This is a genomic window from Bacillus sp. AFS029533 (assembly GCF_002585125.1).
GTDB classification, from domain to species: domain Bacteria; phylum Bacillota; class Bacilli; order Bacillales; family Bacillaceae_G; genus Gottfriedia; species Gottfriedia luciferensis_B.
This window is the reverse complement of record NZ_NUQC01000030.1, coordinates 83,474-99,506: the sequence shown is the minus strand read 5'-3', so window position 1 is coordinate 99,506 and position 16,033 is coordinate 83,474. Positions and strand designations below refer to the sequence as shown.

General features: G+C 32.7%; 17 protein-coding genes and 2 riboswitches. Of the genes, 8 read left to right on the top strand and 9 right to left on the bottom strand.

Going from position 1 to position 16,033, the window contains the following annotated elements; all coding sequences use genetic code 11:
* Window positions 1–212 precede the first annotated feature (212 nt).
* The 4 genes from COE53_RS17450 to COE53_RS17435 form a co-directional block, all read right to left on the bottom strand.
* Window positions 213–1,019 (bottom strand): ABC transporter permease, encoded by an 807-nt coding sequence (locus COE53_RS17450; protein ID WP_069034756.1) that lies wholly within the window; start codon window positions 1,017–1,019, stop codon window positions 213–215.
* Window positions 1,012–1,776: an ABC transporter ATP-binding protein gene (locus tag COE53_RS17445; protein WP_069034755.1), complete on the bottom strand. Its 765-nt coding sequence runs from the start codon at window positions 1,774–1,776 to the stop codon at window positions 1,012–1,014. The genes COE53_RS17450 and COE53_RS17445 overlap by 8 nt, the downstream gene beginning before the upstream one ends.
* Window positions 1,777–1,788: 12 nt before the next feature.
* Window positions 1,789–2,781, bottom strand: coding sequence for an ABC transporter substrate-binding protein (locus COE53_RS17440; RefSeq protein WP_439097795.1), 993 nt, complete (start codon window positions 2,779–2,781; stop codon window positions 1,789–1,791).
* A 175-nt stretch (window positions 2,782–2,956) separates the two neighbouring features.
* On the bottom strand, window positions 2,957–3,445 hold the full coding sequence (locus tag COE53_RS17435; RefSeq protein WP_069034753.1) for an RrF2 family transcriptional regulator: 489 nt from the start codon (window positions 3,443–3,445) through the stop codon (window positions 2,957–2,959).
* Window positions 3,446–3,684: 239 nt separating this feature from the next.
* On the opposite strand from COE53_RS17435, the gene COE53_RS17430 reads away from it, so the two are divergent.
* Window positions 3,685–4,128 carry a carboxymuconolactone decarboxylase family protein gene (locus tag COE53_RS17430; protein ID WP_069034752.1) on the top strand — a complete coding sequence of 148 codons (444 nt, stop codon included), beginning with the start codon at window positions 3,685–3,687 and terminating at the stop codon, window positions 4,126–4,128.
* 48 nt (window positions 4,129–4,176) lie between these two features.
* On the opposite strand, the gene COE53_RS17425 is transcribed toward COE53_RS17430, so the two are convergent.
* The gene (locus tag COE53_RS17425) at window positions 4,177–4,707 is read right to left on the bottom strand and encodes a hypothetical protein (RefSeq protein WP_069034751.1); all 531 of its coding nucleotides are present in this window, start codon (window positions 4,705–4,707) and stop codon (window positions 4,177–4,179) included.
* 198 nt (window positions 4,708–4,905) lie between these two features.
* On the bottom strand, window positions 4,906–6,492 hold the full coding sequence (gene pckA, locus COE53_RS17420) for a phosphoenolpyruvate carboxykinase (ATP) (protein ID WP_069034750.1): 1,587 nt from the start codon (window positions 6,490–6,492) through the stop codon (window positions 4,906–4,908).
* 312 nt (window positions 6,493–6,804) lie between these two features.
* Window positions 6,805–6,919, top strand: a riboswitch (SAM riboswitch).
* 209 nt (window positions 6,920–7,128) lie between these two features.
* Between pckA and metK the strand changes: the two genes are divergently transcribed.
* On the top strand, window positions 7,129–8,325 hold the full coding sequence (metK, locus tag COE53_RS17415) for a methionine adenosyltransferase (RefSeq protein ID WP_069034749.1): 1,197 nt from the start codon (window positions 7,129–7,131) through the stop codon (window positions 8,323–8,325).
* A gap of 151 nt (window positions 8,326–8,476) precedes the next feature.
* On the top strand, window positions 8,477–9,457 hold the full coding sequence (locus COE53_RS17410; protein ID WP_098948460.1) for an NAD(P)-dependent alcohol dehydrogenase: 981 nt from the start codon (window positions 8,477–8,479) through the stop codon (window positions 9,455–9,457).
* Between the two features lie 99 nt (window positions 9,458–9,556).
* Here COE53_RS17410 and COE53_RS24075 read toward each other — a convergent pair whose 3' ends face one another.
* Window positions 9,557–9,721 carry a hypothetical protein gene (locus COE53_RS24075; RefSeq protein ID WP_180242440.1) on the bottom strand — a complete coding sequence of 55 codons (165 nt, stop codon included), beginning with the start codon at window positions 9,719–9,721 and terminating at the stop codon, window positions 9,557–9,559.
* A 101-nt stretch (window positions 9,722–9,822) separates the two neighbouring features.
* A complete protein-coding gene (locus COE53_RS17405; protein WP_098948459.1) occupies window positions 9,823–10,797 on the bottom strand; it encodes a glycoside hydrolase family protein in 975 nt (324 codons plus the stop codon).
* A 160-nt stretch (window positions 10,798–10,957) separates the two neighbouring features.
* Here COE53_RS17405 and COE53_RS17400 point away from each other — a divergent pair, with 160 nt between their 5' ends.
* Complete coding sequence (locus tag COE53_RS17400; RefSeq protein WP_098948458.1) at window positions 10,958–11,413, top strand: MarR family winged helix-turn-helix transcriptional regulator; 456 nt, start codon at window positions 10,958–10,960, stop codon at window positions 11,411–11,413.
* Window positions 11,414–11,488: 75 nt separating this feature from the next.
* A riboswitch (purine riboswitch) is annotated at window positions 11,489–11,588 on the top strand.
* 74 nt (window positions 11,589–11,662) lie between these two features.
* Window positions 11,663–12,970 carry an amidohydrolase family protein gene (locus tag COE53_RS17395; RefSeq protein WP_069034745.1) on the top strand — a complete coding sequence of 436 codons (1,308 nt, stop codon included), beginning with the start codon at window positions 11,663–11,665 and terminating at the stop codon, window positions 12,968–12,970.
* Window positions 12,971–13,022: 52 nt separating this feature from the next.
* Here COE53_RS17395 and COE53_RS17390 read toward each other — a convergent pair whose 3' ends face one another.
* On the bottom strand, window positions 13,023–13,532 hold the full coding sequence (locus COE53_RS17390) for a DinB family protein (protein ID WP_254664614.1): 510 nt from the start codon (window positions 13,530–13,532) through the stop codon (window positions 13,023–13,025).
* 128 nt (window positions 13,533–13,660) lie between these two features.
* Between COE53_RS17390 and COE53_RS17385 the strand changes: the two genes are divergently transcribed.
* From COE53_RS17385 to COE53_RS17375, 3 genes are all read left to right on the top strand, one after another.
* On the top strand, window positions 13,661–14,689 hold the full coding sequence (locus COE53_RS17385; protein WP_069034743.1) for a DUF2332 domain-containing protein: 1,029 nt from the start codon (window positions 13,661–13,663) through the stop codon (window positions 14,687–14,689).
* Between the two features lie 3 nt (window positions 14,690–14,692).
* A complete protein-coding gene (gene fosM / locus COE53_RS17380; RefSeq protein ID WP_069034742.1) occupies window positions 14,693–15,115 on the top strand; it encodes a FosM family fosfomycin resistance protein in 423 nt (140 codons plus the stop codon).
* Window positions 15,116–15,315: 200 nt separating this feature from the next.
* The gene (locus tag COE53_RS17375) at window positions 15,316–16,011 is read left to right on the top strand and encodes a pirin family protein (RefSeq protein WP_069034741.1); all 696 of its coding nucleotides are present in this window, start codon (window positions 15,316–15,318) and stop codon (window positions 16,009–16,011) included.
* Window positions 16,012–16,033: the final 22 nt, after the last annotated feature.

The following is a 16,033-nucleotide window of genomic DNA, read 5'->3' as shown; positions in this document are numbered from 1 at the left end:
GAGTGCTCGACTCCTATGGGATTAGCGGGAAGGCTAAAGAATCTCGCCCCATGGAAAGCGAGCATCCTGTTGTGGAAATCAACATCACTCTACTCCTTTATGAAAATTTGGTAAGTTAATTGACAAGGTTGTTTTTCAACAGCGTGGAAAAAAGCTCACTAAATTAAGTGAGCTTTTTTATGTTCCTATACTTTTTCTCATATTACTCCAAATTACTTCTTTATTGTTTTTCTCTCAATATATTCAACAATAATATACATCAAAGCAGCACATACACTTATGATTAATACGCTCATTAGAACAAGAGTGAAATTAAATACTTGGAAGCCATATACGATTAAATAGCCAAGACCGTTTTTTGAAACTAAGAACTCTCCGACAATCACTCCTACCCAAGCTAATCCGACATTTACTTTTAATGTTGAAATGACGGTAGGTATACTAGCAGGAAAGATGACATTTTTAAAGATTTGAGTTTTTGTAGCACCAAAACTTTTAATCACTTTTACGTAATTTTCATCTACCTGTAAAAAGGCTTGATAAATTACCAGCGCTGTTATGACAAAGCTTATAATGATCCCCATTGCGATTATGGACGAATATGAGGGGCCAAAAATGACGATAATGATTGGACCAAGAGCGACTTTTGGCATGGCATTAAAGACTACTAAGAATGGATCAAGTACCTTTGAGGCAAATGGATACCACCAAAGTATGATTGCCAGAATGATCCCAAGAATTGTTCCTAAAATAAATCCAACGAGTGTTTCAGTGATAGTTGTCATAGCATCATGATAAATAGAGCCATCTCCTAATTTTGCACGGAGTAAATCGAAAATTTTAGTAGGTGAACTAAACAATAATGGATCAATTATTTTTCGATGACTTAAAAGCTCCCAAGCTATAAAAAAGATAATTATAATTAATAGTTGGACGAAAAATATGAGTAGCTTTTTGCGTCGATTTTTTTTGATGATACTGGCGTGATAAGATTTTAGTTCGTCATTTACTTTATCCACGTTTCTCCAACTCCTTCCAAATCGCAGAAACATAAGAAGAAAAGAGTGATTGGTGTCGTGTTTCAAAAGGAGAGCGAATACGTAATTCTTCTGGTAAATTGAAAATTTTTGATATTTTTGTAGGAGCATTTGTTAGTGTAATAACCCGATCACACATAGCTACCGCTTCTTCAATATCGTGAGTTACTAAGATAGCAGTAGTATTTAACTTCTTAAATAAATTGAAAACTAATTCTTCAAGCTTTACTTTATTCTGATAGTCTAGAGCGGAAAATGGTTCATCTAATAATACAATTGATGGGCTTGTAGAAAGAGTTCTCACTAATGCAACGCGTTGTCTCATCCCACCAGATAATTCTCTTGGATACGCATTTTCATAATCCTTTAATCCAACTTCCTTTAGCAATTCTAGCGTTCGATTTTTATTTTCTTCGGTATCCTTATCTAGAATCTGAAGACCTAGAAATATATTTTCTTTAATTGTTTTCCAAGGGAATAAATAGTCATGCTGAAGCATGTAACCAATTTCTCCCGATTTTATATCATAAGGCTTACCTTTAAACTTTACTGAACCGTCATATGGTGTAAGTAATGAAGAAATGATCGATAAAAGTGTGCTTTTTCCACAGCCACTTGGACCTAATACAGATACAAATTCACCTTTTTCAACTTCAAATGTTAAGCCATCCAATATTTTAATTGCCTTTTCCTTCGATAAAAATACATGAGAAATATCATTAACTGTTAGATAACTCATTTTGTTAACCTACTACTTCTCCGTAGATTTTTCGGCAAATTTTGTATCAACTAAAACTGAGTGTGGAACTTCTTTTGGTAATACACCAGAGTTCTTCATAATCTTTTGAAGATTATTCCACTCATCTTCTTCTAATATTGGATTTGTTGAATAAGAATTTTGAGACTTATAACGATCGATAACTTTAATTGAAATGTCTAAAGGTGTATCTTTAAAGAATGGTGCAACGCTTTTTGCAATCTCTTCTGCAGAATGAGTATCAACCCATTGTTCAGCTTCATAAATTGCATCTGTAAATTTTTGAGCTGTTTTAGCATTCTTCTTCAAATAACTTTCTTTTGCGATAAAAGCAGTGTAAGGAACTTTTCCAGACTCCAAGCCGAATGAAGCAACAATTTTACCTCTTCCTTCTTTTTCCATAATACTTGCTGTAGGTTCAAACAATTGAACATACTCACCAGTACCTGAAGCGTATGCATTCGCAATATTTGCGAAGTCAATATTCTGAATAAGGTTCAAATCTTTATGTGGATCGATCCCATGTTTACTTAAGACATATTCGCCAACCATTTGTGGCATTCCACCTTTTCTTTGACCTAAAAATGTTTTGCCTTTTAGTTGATCCCAATTAAATGGTACAGTTTGATTTCTAGCTACTAGAAATGTTCCATCAGTTTGAGTCAATTGGGCAAAGCTTTTTACTGGATCATTTGCGCCTTGAGCGTATACATAGATAGTTGTTTCTGGCCCAACTAATCCGATATCTGCACCGTTTGACAATACAGCAGTCATCGTTTTATCTCCACCAGCAGTAGTTGTTATTTCAACATCCAATCCATGCTTTTTGAAGATGCCTTCACTAATGGCCACATATTGAGGTGCATAAAATAATGAATGCGTTACTTCTGCAACTCTCACTTTTGTGGTACCATCTTTAGGTTTATCTTTCGAACATCCACCTAAAATAGAAGCAACTAATAAAAACAAAATAACGAGCCATTTGATTTTCATTTAATCCCTCCTAATCGAAAATATACAATTAGCCTATGCAATAGGAGAAAATGGGTGAATGCGGAGTACTGACTGTGCTAAAATCGCCCGGTTATCTAGGGTGTACAGGATAAGCTGGTTAAAAAAGAAAAACCGCTCTTACTTCCTTTTTAGGAAATTAGAGAGGTTTTTATCTACTCTTTGAAAAATAGTTTCTAGTATCTTCACGTATTTCGTTAGGCAAAACACTTTCTAATTCTTTGTTTAACCATGACAGTGTTTTACTGCGTAAATACTCATGCATTTTTTCTTCGGCAGAGAGCATGACTAAATTAATTGTGCAGGTGGCACTAGGAGTGCAACCTTTTTCTCTAAAAAGATAGCCGTTATCTTTAATATTTTTACATTGAAATATAGGCTTAGAACCTTCAATTGCTTCAATTACATCCCAAAAAGAAATTTCTTCTGGAGATTTAGCTAGTTTAAATCCACCTTTAACTCCTGGAACTGAACTGACAATACCAGCCTTAGATAGCTTGCTAAAAATCTTTGAAAGATATGTATCTGAAACACCTTGAAAGAAGGAAAGGTCTTTTATTCCAATCGGAGAATCTTCTGGAGTGTCAATTAGATAAACAAGGCAATGAAGTGCATACTCAACTCCAACGCTATACTGCATTAAAACACCTTCTTCATAAATGAGATTATTTTTAATTAATCTTAGAAATGTTTTATTTCTTTGTCAAACATTTACTTTTTAGGAGCAATTCTAAGTTAAAAGAAGTTTGACAGAATGAAATAAACGTTTTAATATGGATAATATAAATCGGCGATTAAATTTGTCGCTAATTTATGTATTTCCAAAAACGACATTTAATTTAATTATTTTTAGAATTTACTTTTTTAGGGGGAATTAAAATGGAAAAACAAATTAATTATTCAAAATTAGCACCAGAAGCACTTAAAATAATGATGGAAATGGAAAAATTTATTAAAGCAACTGGTATAGACCATAAACTTCGTGAACTTATTAAAATTCGCGCTTCACAAATAAATGGTTGTGCATTTTGCCTTGACATGCATACTTCTGAAGCGAGAGAAATAGGAGAAACTGAACAACGTTTATACTGTATTAGTGCATGGAAAGATTGCGATTTTTACACAGATGCAGAAAAAGCAGCTTTAGAGTTAACTGAGCATATTACACAAATTTCGAATAAAGGTGTATCTGAAGAACTATATAATCGTGTAAGTAAACACTTTAACGAAGCAGAATATGTAAATCTTGTATTCATAATCAATCAAATTAACAGTTGGAACCGTATCTCTATTTCTATGGGGAATAGACCAGCTGAAAAATAAGAATCTAATGAAAAAATAAAAAATGAGCCGAAGATTGGCTCATTTTTTTCAATTCTTATTAATATTTTGTACTTTTAAAACATCGCTTTTTATTAATTTATTTTTATTAGAATAAATTTTTATAGTGTAGAGACCATTGTTATTTTTAAGATAATTTTTCTGATTTATTGTCATATTTGAGGTAGCTATAGAACTAGAGATATTAAAAACCGCTCTACCATTTATAATTTCGTATACTTCATTATGATTTATTTCTTCAATATTGATTCCAAATATTGATTGGACTTTTTTAGGTAGTAGGATTTCTATTCGAGCATTTTTTATATCGTTTTTATAACGATCTGGTACTGATAAGGCCAAATAATATTCAACTCCATAAAGTAATTGATTATTCGTAGAATCTTTGATTTCATAATACCTTTTGGATAATGATTCAATAATGGGTTCACTTTCTTTAGAAGATAGTGAATCATGCTTATCTAATTTTTTAGAAGAAGAACTAGTATTATATAAAAAAAAGGTAGTTAATAAAATTGCAGTAAATGAAAAAATCAGGGTTAATATCTTTAAGGATCTCATTTTAATCCTCCATTTAATTCGATTAATAACTGGTGATTATTAATGATGTTCAGTTAAATTTAATGATACTTTAATCTTATTCTTTAAATGTAATGAATTTCCTTTTAATTAGTTATTTGAAGATTGTTAAATAAAAAAGGCTGCCAAAAAGTCATAATGATGACTTTTTGGACAGCCCTTACATTTTACATTATTAGATTATTTTAAAGGTCCACCAAGTTCAGCTAATTTTGCATCAAAGCCTTCAAATTTTTTGAAGTTTTCTTTGAATTTAGTTACTAATTCAAGAGCTTTTTGATCATAAGCTGATTTGTCTTCCCAAGTTGTTGAAGGAACTAATACGCTATCAGGTACACCAGGTACATGGGTTGGAATTGCTAACCCGAAAAACTCATCTTGTGTAGTTTCAATGTTGTTTAAATCACCTTCAAGTGCAGCGTGAACCATTGCTCTTGTGTAAGAAAGATTCATACGTTTACCAACGCCGTATTCTCCACCAGTCCAACCAGTGTTTACTAAGAATACATTTACATTATGTTTTTCAATTTTTTCACCAAGCATTTTTGCATATTCTACAGCTGGAAGCGGTAAGAATGGTGATCCGAAACATGTTGAGAATGTTACTTGTGGAGAAGTAACACCACGCTCAGTACCTGCTAATTTACTAGTAAATCCACTTAAGAAGTGGTACATAGCTTGCTCTTTTGTTAATTTACTGATTGGAGGTAATACTCCAAATGCATCAGCAGTTAAAAAGATAATTGCATGTGGATGTCCAGCAACGCTCGGCTCAATGATATTTTGAATTGCTTGCATTGGGTATGCAGCACGAGTATTTTCTGTTAAAGTTGTATCATCATAGTCAGCTAAACGGCTATCAGATTTAACAACAACATTTTCTAAAACTGTACCAAATTTAATTGCAGAGAAAATTTGTGGCTCTTTTTCAAATGTTAAATTGATACATTTAGCGTAGCAACCGCCTTCAATATTGAATACACCATTATCTGACCAACCGTGCTCATCATCACCGATTAGCTTACGATCTGCATCTGCAGATAATGTTGTTTTACCAGTTCCTGAAAGTCCAAAGAATAATGCTACATCGCCTTCACTACCAACGTTAGCAGAACAGTGCATTGGTAATACATTATTTTGTGGTAATAGGAAATTCATGATTGAGAAGATAGATTTTTTCATTTCTCCAGCATATTCCGTACCACCAATTAAGATAATTTTCTTTTCAAATGATACAATAACAAATGCCTCTGAATTTGTTCCATCAACTACAGGGTCTGCTTTAAATGTCGGAGCAGAAACAATTGTAAATTCTGCTTCATGCGTTTGAAGCTCTTGCTCAGTTGGGCGAATAAATAATTGATGAGCAAATAAGTTGTGCCATGCAAATTCGTTAATTACTTGGATAGGTAAACGATATTCAGTGTCAGCACCAGCAAATCCTTTAAATAAGAATAATTCGTTACGATCTTTTAAGTAGTTAAGTACTTTGCTATATAATTTTTCGAATACGTCAGCAGAGATTGGTTGATTTACTGAACCCCAATCGATTAAACTTTCAACAGATGCCTCTTTAACAATAAATTTATCTTTAGGTGAACGTCCAGTATATTTGCCTGTTGAAACGCTAACTGCTCCTGTTGACGTTAAAATTCCTTCTTGTCTTGTTAGGACTTTTTCAACTAACTCAGAAACGCTTAGTTGGTTATACATTTGATTACTAATAAGTAATTCGTTTAATTCAAAGTTTACATCAACTGTCTTCATATACTAATACCATCCTTTAAATATAATTTGTCTGCCATGTAGGTATCTCGATAAATAGTATAACACATTTATTTTAATAGTGTATACTATTAGTTAGCAAAATGTGTTATGAATTTGATTAAAAAATAAATTTGAGTAAAATTTACTTATTAAATGAAGTAAGTTATTTAAATGTAAATATAATAATTAGTAATTTCCCATTAAATAGAAATGAATGTAGAGATAAAGTTATTGTAGAATTATGTCTATGTTATGATGAAAATTGTTGACAAGAAAGTGAAATTTTAATATGATACTTTTCATACGGATACTCTCTTATCCCGAGTAGGTGGAGGGATACAGGCCCTACGAAGCCCAGCAACCTCACTTTTAGTGAAAGGTGCTGAACCTGATGCAAGACTTTTTTTTATGTCTTGGACGATAAGAGCGAAAGGCAAATAACCAAGAAACCTTTCCTCATGTAATATTTGATAAGAGGAAGGCTTTTTTTTTGCTCAAAACTTAAATACAGTGGCAATTTCGTAATTTACACTGAGTTATCTTTATCTTAAATGGGAAACATAGGAATAGGAACAAACTTTTTATTCTTATGTTGAGAAAAAAGAGATCCGTCAATTCAATTTAGGAGGGGACTCAATGTCACAACGTCGTTTATTTACTTCAGAATCAGTTACAGAAGGACATCCAGATAAAATCTGTGACCAAATCTCAGATTCAATTCTTGATGCAATTTTAGCAAATGATCCGAATGCTCGTGTAGCAGCGGAAACTTCAGTTACAACAGGTTTAGTACTTGTTGCAGGTGAAATTACAACTTCTACTTATGTAGATATCCCAAAAATCGTTCGCGAAACAATCCGTGAAATCGGTTATGACCGTGCAAAATACGGATTTGATGCAGATACATGTGCAGTTTTAACTTCTATCGATGAGCAATCAGCAGATATCGCTCTAGGTGTAGACCAAGCGTTAGAAGCTCGTGAAGGTAGCATGACAGATGAAGAAATTGAAGCAATCGGTGCAGGAGACCAAGGTTTAATGTTCGGTTTTGCAGTTAATGAAACACCTGAATTAATGCCACTTCCAATTTCATTATCTCACAAAATTGCTCGCCGTTTAACTGAAGTTAGAAAAAATGAAACAGTTTCTTACTTACGTCCAGACGGTAAAACTCAAGTAACAGTTGAGTATGATGAAAACAACAAACCAGTTCGTATTGATGCTATTGTTGTATCAACACAACATGGTCCAGAAGCTACTCAAGATCAAATTGAAAATGATATTAAAGAACTTGTAATTAAACCAGTTGTACCAGCTGAGTTAATTGATGAAAACACAAAATTCTTTATCAACCCAACAGGTCGTTTCGTTATCGGTGGACCTCAAGGGGATGCTGGTTTAACAGGTCGTAAAATTATTGTTGATACTTACGGTGGATATGCTCGTCACGGTGGTGGCGCATTCTCTGGTAAGGATGCAACTAAAGTTGACCGTTCTGCTGCTTACGCTGCACGTTACGTTGCGAAAAACATCGTGGCTGCTGGCTTAGCTGATAAAGCTGAAGTTCAATTAGCATATGCAATTGGTGTAGCTAAACCAGTTTCAATCGCTATTGATACTTTTGGTACAGGTAAAGTTTCAGAAGAAAAATTAGTTGAAGTAATTCGCAACAACTTCGACCTACGTCCAGCTGGAATTATTAAAATGCTTGACCTACGTCGTCCGATTTACAAACAAACTGCTGCTTATGGTCACTTTGGCCGTACAGATATCGATCTTCCTTGGGAGCGTACTGATAAAGCAGAAGTTTTAAAAACTGAAGCAGGTCTATAATAAAATGATTAAGGCTGAATATGGCATATGCTATATTTAGTCTTTTTTGTTTTGGTTCGAATCACACTGTTTTCTTCTACATATAGGTATACTTAAAAATCATTTTTCATAGGTTTTAATGACTAAATTAAAGTTTGTAATGGAGGAACCTATGAAAGCGATTATATGTACAAAATATGGTCCACCAGAAGTTCTTCAAATAACAGAAGTTGAAAAACCAAAAATAAAAGATGATGAAGTATTAATAAAAATACATGCAACAACTGTGACCGCAGGAGATGTAAAACTACGAAGTTCCGATTTTCCGTATATGTATTGGCTACCTTCACGTCTTATGTTTGGCCTTACTAAGCCGAAAAATAAAATACCAGGTTGTGAACTTGCAGGAGAAATAGTAACAGTTGGCAAAAACGTAAAAAATTTTAAACCAGGTGATCAAGTTTTTGGATATAGTGGATTTACTTTTGGGGCAAATGCTGAATATATCTCTTTACATGAAGAAGGTGTTCTAGCTAAAAAACCAATAAATATGTCGTTTGAGCAAGCTGCAGCTGTTCCAGTTGGGGCGCTTACTGCATTACAGTTTCTAAGGAGAAGTATTATTCAAAATGGACAAAAAGTACTCATTTATGGTGCTTCAGGAAGTGTTGGAACATATGCAATTCAGCTAGCTAAATATTTTGGTACAGAAGTTACCGCATTATGTAGTACATCAAATTTAGAATTTGTAAGGGCTTTAGGGGCAAATGAAGTAATTGATTATACAAATGAAGATCTGGCTAAGAGTAAGAAAACCTATGACATTATTTTTGATACGGTAGGTAAAAGCTCCTTTTCTAATTGTAAAAGATTGCTTAACAAAGATGGCGTCTATTTATTAAGTGCTGTATGGAAGCTTTCAGTTTATTTCCAAGCAATTTGGAGTAATTTGATTGGTAATAAAAAAGCCATATTTGGTGTAGCAAATATGAACTATGAAGATTTAAACTATATAAAAGCACTTATTGAAGCGGATAAGTTAAAAGCTGTTATTGATCGACAGTACCCGCTTGAACAAATTGTTGAAGCACATCGATACGTAGAAAAAGGGCATAAGAAGGGGAATGTCGTTATTAATATTAGAGGGAGTTAAGACTGTTGACAAATTCTCTCTTTCTTAGTTGCTGTGGCTTTATGTGCTTTACTATTACCATAAAGAAATCCCTCAAAATGACCTTTTGAGGGATTTCTTTTATAGATTTTCATTTTGTTGTCTGATTTCTTCTCCAGCTAATATTATATTGGCTGTTTCAATTTTACGGTGCTCATCCACGGAATGGCCTGGATTGAGATTATTAAGGTCTGCTTGTATTTTCATTTGCTCTTCGTTTCTGATGGGGTTATTTTTTTTGCTCAATTTTATTACCTCCATTTAGATAGTAGAAAGTAGGTGAAACTCTCGTTGTTTTAGTCTTAACGAAATGACTAACTTCATTCAAATTTATAGAAGTAATCGATTTACTCGCTTAATTCATTTATTAATTTTTTAAAAGTGAGATAAGCAGGCTTAATAGTATAATCATCCTTCATAATACCAAATTGATGAAATAGGTCGTCTTTTGAACTATCGGCATCCCTTAAACCAAAAAATTCATAATGAGTAATATTTAGTTCCTGACGCAAAGAATAGATTGTTCGAATAATTACCTCAAGTACGTTCGATTGTTGCTCATATGACCTTTCGATTTGTATAAATGGATTTTTCCCGGTAGGCCACCCATTCTCTGTAATGTGGATTGGAAGAGTGGAAGGGAAACTATTACGATCCAATGTTTTTCGAAATTTACGAAGTGTGTTTTCTACTGAAACAGCAACTTCCTCTATTTTTAATGGTTCCTCAAATACATCCACATAAAAATTATGACCTACATAATCAATTGAATGAATTAATTCATCCCCACCCATTTTTATTAAATTTTCCCAAAAAAGTGGAACTGTCTTTACTCCCTCAGGAACCGAGCCGAATCCAACTTTAATCGGTAAATTACTTTTTTCAATTTCTTCTTTTACAGTTAGAACCCCTTGTACAAGCGCTTCTAATACATATGGTTTGGAACCATCCATAAACGATAAATTAGGCTCATTCGTGATTTGAATTGAATCAAGGAAGGTGCCATATTCTTTAATAACTTTACGAACAAAATGTAACCAATAGTCCAGTGATAGACTTTGATCCATAAGACAGCCAATTGTTAAATCGCCTAATAAACCTGCGTTTTTATATCGATTTAAAGCGTTAAATACTCTTTCTTCTGTTTCAGGTCCCATATAGACAGCATACATTCTTGGTAAAAGTTGAGTAACATTACCCTTTAGCTCTTTAAGAGCAGATGCTATTTTTTCATAATTATCATCAGGACCTGTAGCTAATCCTATAGGTGTACCAGCTACACTAAGGGGATAGATACCAAAAGTTAATCCAGTTGAATTCATCTACTTTACTCCTTTGTTAGATAGTAAATATCTATTTACTTATTAGATTGGTTTAATTTATATAATTGTGATATTATCGAATTGTATCTCCGGTAAATAATAAACTTTTATTTACTATATGTCAATTTTGAAATTTTTTCCTAGAAAGGTTTGTAATAAAATGAATTCAAATCCAAATCAAATTGCAGAGAAGTTTATCCAACTACTTCCTCTAGTTTTTAATAAGTTTAACAAGCAGGGCACTAAAAACTCTTTAAAGAATAAGCAGTCCGAGTTAACTCATTTACAAAGTCATATACTAGAAGAGCTGTTTCAAACAGTAGATGGAATTTCAATTACAGAGTTAGCTCAAAATATAAGCATTTCTAAACAGCAAATGACGCCATTAATTAAGAAATTAGAAGACAAAGAATATGTATCAAAAATTCAAGATCCGAATGATAAACGGAGTGTAAAAATTATACTTACTGAAAAAGGTAAAAAAGTTGTCACAAAACGATGGGGAGATTTTTATCATATTTTTTGTGAACGAATAGGTCAACTTGATGAGGAAGACTTACTTGATTTAGACTACTCGATGCACAAAATCATAAGAATACTTGGGAAATTAGAATAGAGAGTATATAGGTTTTATTTTTTGTTAAATTATAGAAATCCTTGAACATTCCTTACTAATCATTTATTATGTTTTAATATAACAACATACAAAAATTGTATAACCTCATTGATATGGTATGAGGGTCTCTACCAGGAACCGTAAAATCCTGATTACGAAAAAGAATGTAATTTTATTTACATCCTTCTTCGTAATCAGGATTTTTTTTATTTTTTACACAATTAAGAAAATGACTATGGAGGAAAAATAATGAAAACAGTCTATATAAATGCAACATTTTTTACAATGGATCAAGAAAATAAAATCTTTGAAAACGGTATGATGATTGTACAAGATCAATTCATTACTTATGTCGGAAATCATTCTGAAGAGTTAATGAAGGATGCAGAGCAAGTTGTTAATCTTCAAGGGAAATGGGTAATGCCAGGACTTGTAAATACACATTCTCATATTCTTATGACGCTTTTACGTGGTATAGGAGATGACATGCTACTAAAGCCTTGGTTAGAAACTAAAATATGGCCAATCGAAAGACAATATACAACTGAAATTGCTTCTGTAAGTGCACAGCTTGGTATTTTAGAAATGGTTAAATCGGGTACGACAACATTCTCAGATATGTTTAACCCAAATGGAATCGATCCAAATGTTGTCATGGAGACAATTGGTGAAACTGGAATTAGAGGAGCATTTTCATATTCAATATTTAGCTTTGGAACTGAAGAAGAGCAAAGATTGAATCTTAAAGGTGCTGAGCAATTTTCAAAAGACTACAAAAGGTTTGCTGATGGCCGTCTAACAACGATGGTTGCACCTCATAGTCCATATGCATGTACACCAGAAGCTCTAATCGAAAGTGCACGTATTGCAAAAGAAAATGATTTAATGATGCACATTCATGTATCCGAAACAGATTATGAAATTCAAGATATTGAAACGCGTTATGCAAACCGACCTGTTGAACATCTTCGCAAATTAGGTGTATTTAATCAGCCGACAGTAATGGCTCACGGTGTAGTTCTAAATGATGAAGAAAGAGCGATACTAAAGGAATATGATGTACGAGTTGCTCATAATCCAATTAGTAATTTAAAGTTAGGTTCTGGGGTTGCTGATGTGGTTAGTTTATTAGACGCCGGAGTAAAAGTTGGTATAGCAACGGATAGCACCGCATCTAATAACAATCTTGACATGTTTGAAGAAGTGAGAATAGCAGCACTGCTACAAAAAGGAATGTATAAAGATGCTACGAAATTCTCAGCGCAAACTGCATTAACTTTGGCTACTCGAGGTGGAGCAGAAGCTATAGGAATGGGACATACTGGCTCACTTGAAGCCAATAAAAAGGCAGACTTTATTACAATTTATCCATTTGATAAAGAGCATTTACAACCATTAAGCAATGCCTATTCTCACTTACTATACGCTGCACGTGGTAGTGATGTATGTGATGTTTTCATTGATGGGAAAGCAATCGTAAAAGACCGTATTAGTTTAACAATTGATGAAGAAAAAGTAATTGCAGAAGTAAATCGATTACAGAGTAGATTTGCTTAGAAGTAAGTATACAAGGAAGAGCAGGAAAAGGATTTTCCTGCTCTTTCAACTTTTAAAAATATCGATCATTAATAATTTTTAAGTGATGCAACTCATGACCAGCAATAATATAAGCAATAGCACGAGGTGTCGTTGGGTGATTTAGCACATTACCTTCATTTTCTAATGTTTCATTAGATAAATTCTCTAGCATAGATAAAGTGGCTTGACGAACAGTTTGATATTCATAAATAATTTGCTCTAGTTCAAGTCGGTTAAAATTAGCATTTTCATTATAGGCATTCTCATCAAACGATGGTAAAGGAGTGTGATCACCTCTTGCAATTGCCAATAGACGATAGCACATTATCCTTTCAGTATCGACTAAATGTCCAAGAACTTCCTTAATACTCCATTTTCCTTCCGCATATCGATATTCAGATTTTTCTTTCGAGATTGCTTTAAAAAAACTGATTGATTCCTCTAATTGCTTCTTCAAAATAGTTTGTAAGTCACCTTCAGGAACTAGTTCAATATAACCTTTAAAATGTGGATTATATTCGTTTGGATTTGGTCTGGACATCAATTAATCACCCCAAAGTTTTTATTTAAGATCAACAAAAAAGAACACGTAGTACAATAAGAAATTATATCGTATGGTAAAATTATGTAAATAGAAGTTTGAAAAATAAAAATATTAAGGATGATTAGATGAATATTCAACTGAAGCAACGTTTTAAGCAATTTGCAAAAAATGAATGTGAAAATTCTAGTAGATTATATGAATATTTATCATTAAAAATTGCAGAAGACGAAGAGATACATGATTTATGTGCTTTTGCGCAATGTGGTCAGCCTATTCCAAATTTATTATTAGGTGCGATTCATTATTTATTAATGAACGGTAATCATCATCGGTTAAAAGAGTTCTATCCAAGCCTAGTAGAAACACCAAAGAAATTAGAAGATTCCTATCCATATTTTCAGGATTTTTGTAGAAAATTTAGAAACGAGATTATTCAGCTTATTCAAACGAAAATTGTCCAAACAAATGAAGTTAGACGTTGTGCTTATCTTTATCCATGTTTTTCTTACATTTATCAAAAGGTTAATAAACCAATCTCGTTAATAGAGATAGGTACTAGTGCTGGACTTCAACTATTATGGGATCAATATAAGTATTCTTATAGCTCAAGTGAAACTATTTATGGGAATAAAAAATCCAATGTTCTCATCAATTCGGAGGTAAAAGATAATGGCCCAACTATTCTCGCATTATTAGGCAAAGCGCCTCCAGTTGTTGATCGATATGGAATAGATTTACACGTAAATGATTTATCAAACGAAGAAGACTATTTGTGGTTAAAAGCCTTAATTTGGCCAGAGCATTTTGAACGAAGAGAACTATTTGAAAAAGCTGTTAGCTGTTTAAAAGAAAATGAAATCAATTTAATTGAAGCAAACGGAATTAAAATACTTCCAGAAGTAGTCAATCAATTATCAAAAGATACAATTTTATGTATTTTTCATACACATGTCGCAAATCAAATACCGGTTGAGGGGAAACAAAGTTTACTAAAAACGATTGAAGATATTAGTAAAAATAGGGATGTGTTTCATCTATATAACAATATTTGGGATCGAATGCTACATCTTGACTATTATATTAATGGCATAAAATATGAAGAAATAATTGGAGAAACGGAAGGTCATGGAAAATGGTTTGAATGGAGGATTTAGTAAATGGAGATAAAAGGGATCAATCATTTGTTGTTTTCTGTATCTAATCTTGAAACATCGATTGATTTTTATCGAAATGTATTTGATGCAACTCTCTTAGTGAAAGGAAAAACAACAGCATATTTTGATTTAAATGGTATATGGCTCGCTTTAAATGTAGAGGAGGGTATACCTAGAAATGAAATTCGTCAATCATATACCCATTTGGCTTTTTCAATAGACGAAGACTCATTCGAAAAAATGTATGATAAATTAGTTCAACTTAAGGTGAATATATTGAATGGTCGTGACAGAGATAAACGAGATAAAAATTCAATTTATTTTACTGATCCAGATGGACATAAATTTGAATTTCATACTGGTACAATGCGAGATCGGATTGAATATTATAAGCAAACAAAACCACATATGGATTTTTATATTTAGTCGTTGGATAGAAAGTTTATCTAAACTTTCTTCAAAAAATATCTTGAATTAAAGATATTTTTTGATACAATATAGGTAAGAGATCGGTAAAATGAAATAGAAAGTATCGTGTTAAACAAATGGATTTATAAGATATCTAGATAGGTTATTTTTTGGTAAATATCTCGAATTAAAGATAAAAATAAAAGGAGCGATAAACAATGTTCGAAAAAATCAATAGTAAACAATTAGGTCACGCTGATCACGGTTGGTTAAAAACAATTCATCATTTTTCATTTGCAAATTATTATGATCCAAGTAATATGAACTTTGGTGTATTAAGAGTATTAAATGATGATTTAATTAAAGCACACAGAGGATTTGGTACTCATCCACATAGTGATATGGAAATTATATCGTATGTCATTAATGGGAACTTGACTCACGCTGATAGTATGGGGAATAAACATGAAATTGGACGTGGCGATATACAATATATGAGTGCAGGAACAGGTGTTTATCACAGTGAACACAATATGGGCAGGGATTTATTAAGATTAATTCAATTATGGATTATTCCTGACAAAGCCGGTCATACTCCGAATTACGGAGACTTAATTTCAGATTGGGAAAAGAGAGAAGGAAAATGGTATCATATGGTATCTCCGGTTGAAGGGAGTGCCCCAATTAAAATTCACCAAGATGCAAATATTTACTCGCTTGCATTAAATGAAAATGAAGAAATTTCTTTTGAAATGAAAAAGGATCGACAAGCGTATTTAGTCTTATTAGAAGGAAATGCCATTGTGAATGGAGAACTATTGGAAGCTAGTGATGCTGCAAAAATAATTGAAGAAGATATTAAAATAAAATCAAAAGATTTTTCACATTATTTAGTAGTAGAAATGAAAAAATAATAGATGAAAAGATCTATTCAAT

Coding starts and splice junctions, on each gene's coding strand:
- pckA (WP_069034750.1), bottom strand. CDS start 6,492: ATGAAGACAGTTGATGTAAACTTTGAATTAAACGAATTACTTATTAGT.
- COE53_RS17395 (WP_069034745.1), top strand. CDS start 11,663: ATGAAAACAGTCTATATAAATGCAACATTTTTTACAATGGATCAAGAA.
- fosM (WP_069034742.1), top strand. CDS start 14,693: ATGGAGATAAAAGGGATCAATCATTTGTTGTTTTCTGTATCTAATCTT.
- COE53_RS17405 (WP_098948459.1), bottom strand. CDS start 10,797: ATGAATTCAACTGGATTAACTTTTGGTATCTATCCCCTTAGTGTAGCT.
- COE53_RS17445 (WP_069034755.1), bottom strand. CDS start 1,776: ATGAGTTATCTAACAGTTAATGATATTTCTCATGTATTTTTATCGAAG.
- COE53_RS17385 (WP_069034743.1), top strand. CDS start 13,661: ATGAATATTCAACTGAAGCAACGTTTTAAGCAATTTGCAAAAAATGAA.
- COE53_RS17390 (WP_254664614.1), bottom strand. CDS start 13,532: ATGTCCAGACCAAATCCAAACGAATATAATCCACATTTTAAAGGTTAT.
- COE53_RS17400 (WP_098948458.1), top strand. CDS start 10,958: ATGAATTCAAATCCAAATCAAATTGCAGAGAAGTTTATCCAACTACTT.
- COE53_RS17425 (WP_069034751.1), bottom strand. CDS start 4,707: ATGAGATCCTTAAAGATATTAACCCTGATTTTTTCATTTACTGCAATT.
- COE53_RS17410 (WP_098948460.1), top strand. CDS start 8,477: ATGAAAGCGATTATATGTACAAAATATGGTCCACCAGAAGTTCTTCAA.
- COE53_RS17435 (WP_069034753.1), bottom strand. CDS start 3,445: ATGCAGTATAGCGTTGGAGTTGAGTATGCACTTCATTGCCTTGTTTAT.
- COE53_RS17375 (WP_069034741.1), top strand. CDS start 15,316: ATGTTCGAAAAAATCAATAGTAAACAATTAGGTCACGCTGATCACGGT.
- metK (WP_069034749.1), top strand. CDS start 7,129: ATGTCACAACGTCGTTTATTTACTTCAGAATCAGTTACAGAAGGACAT.
- COE53_RS17430 (WP_069034752.1), top strand. CDS start 3,685: ATGGAAAAACAAATTAATTATTCAAAATTAGCACCAGAAGCACTTAAA.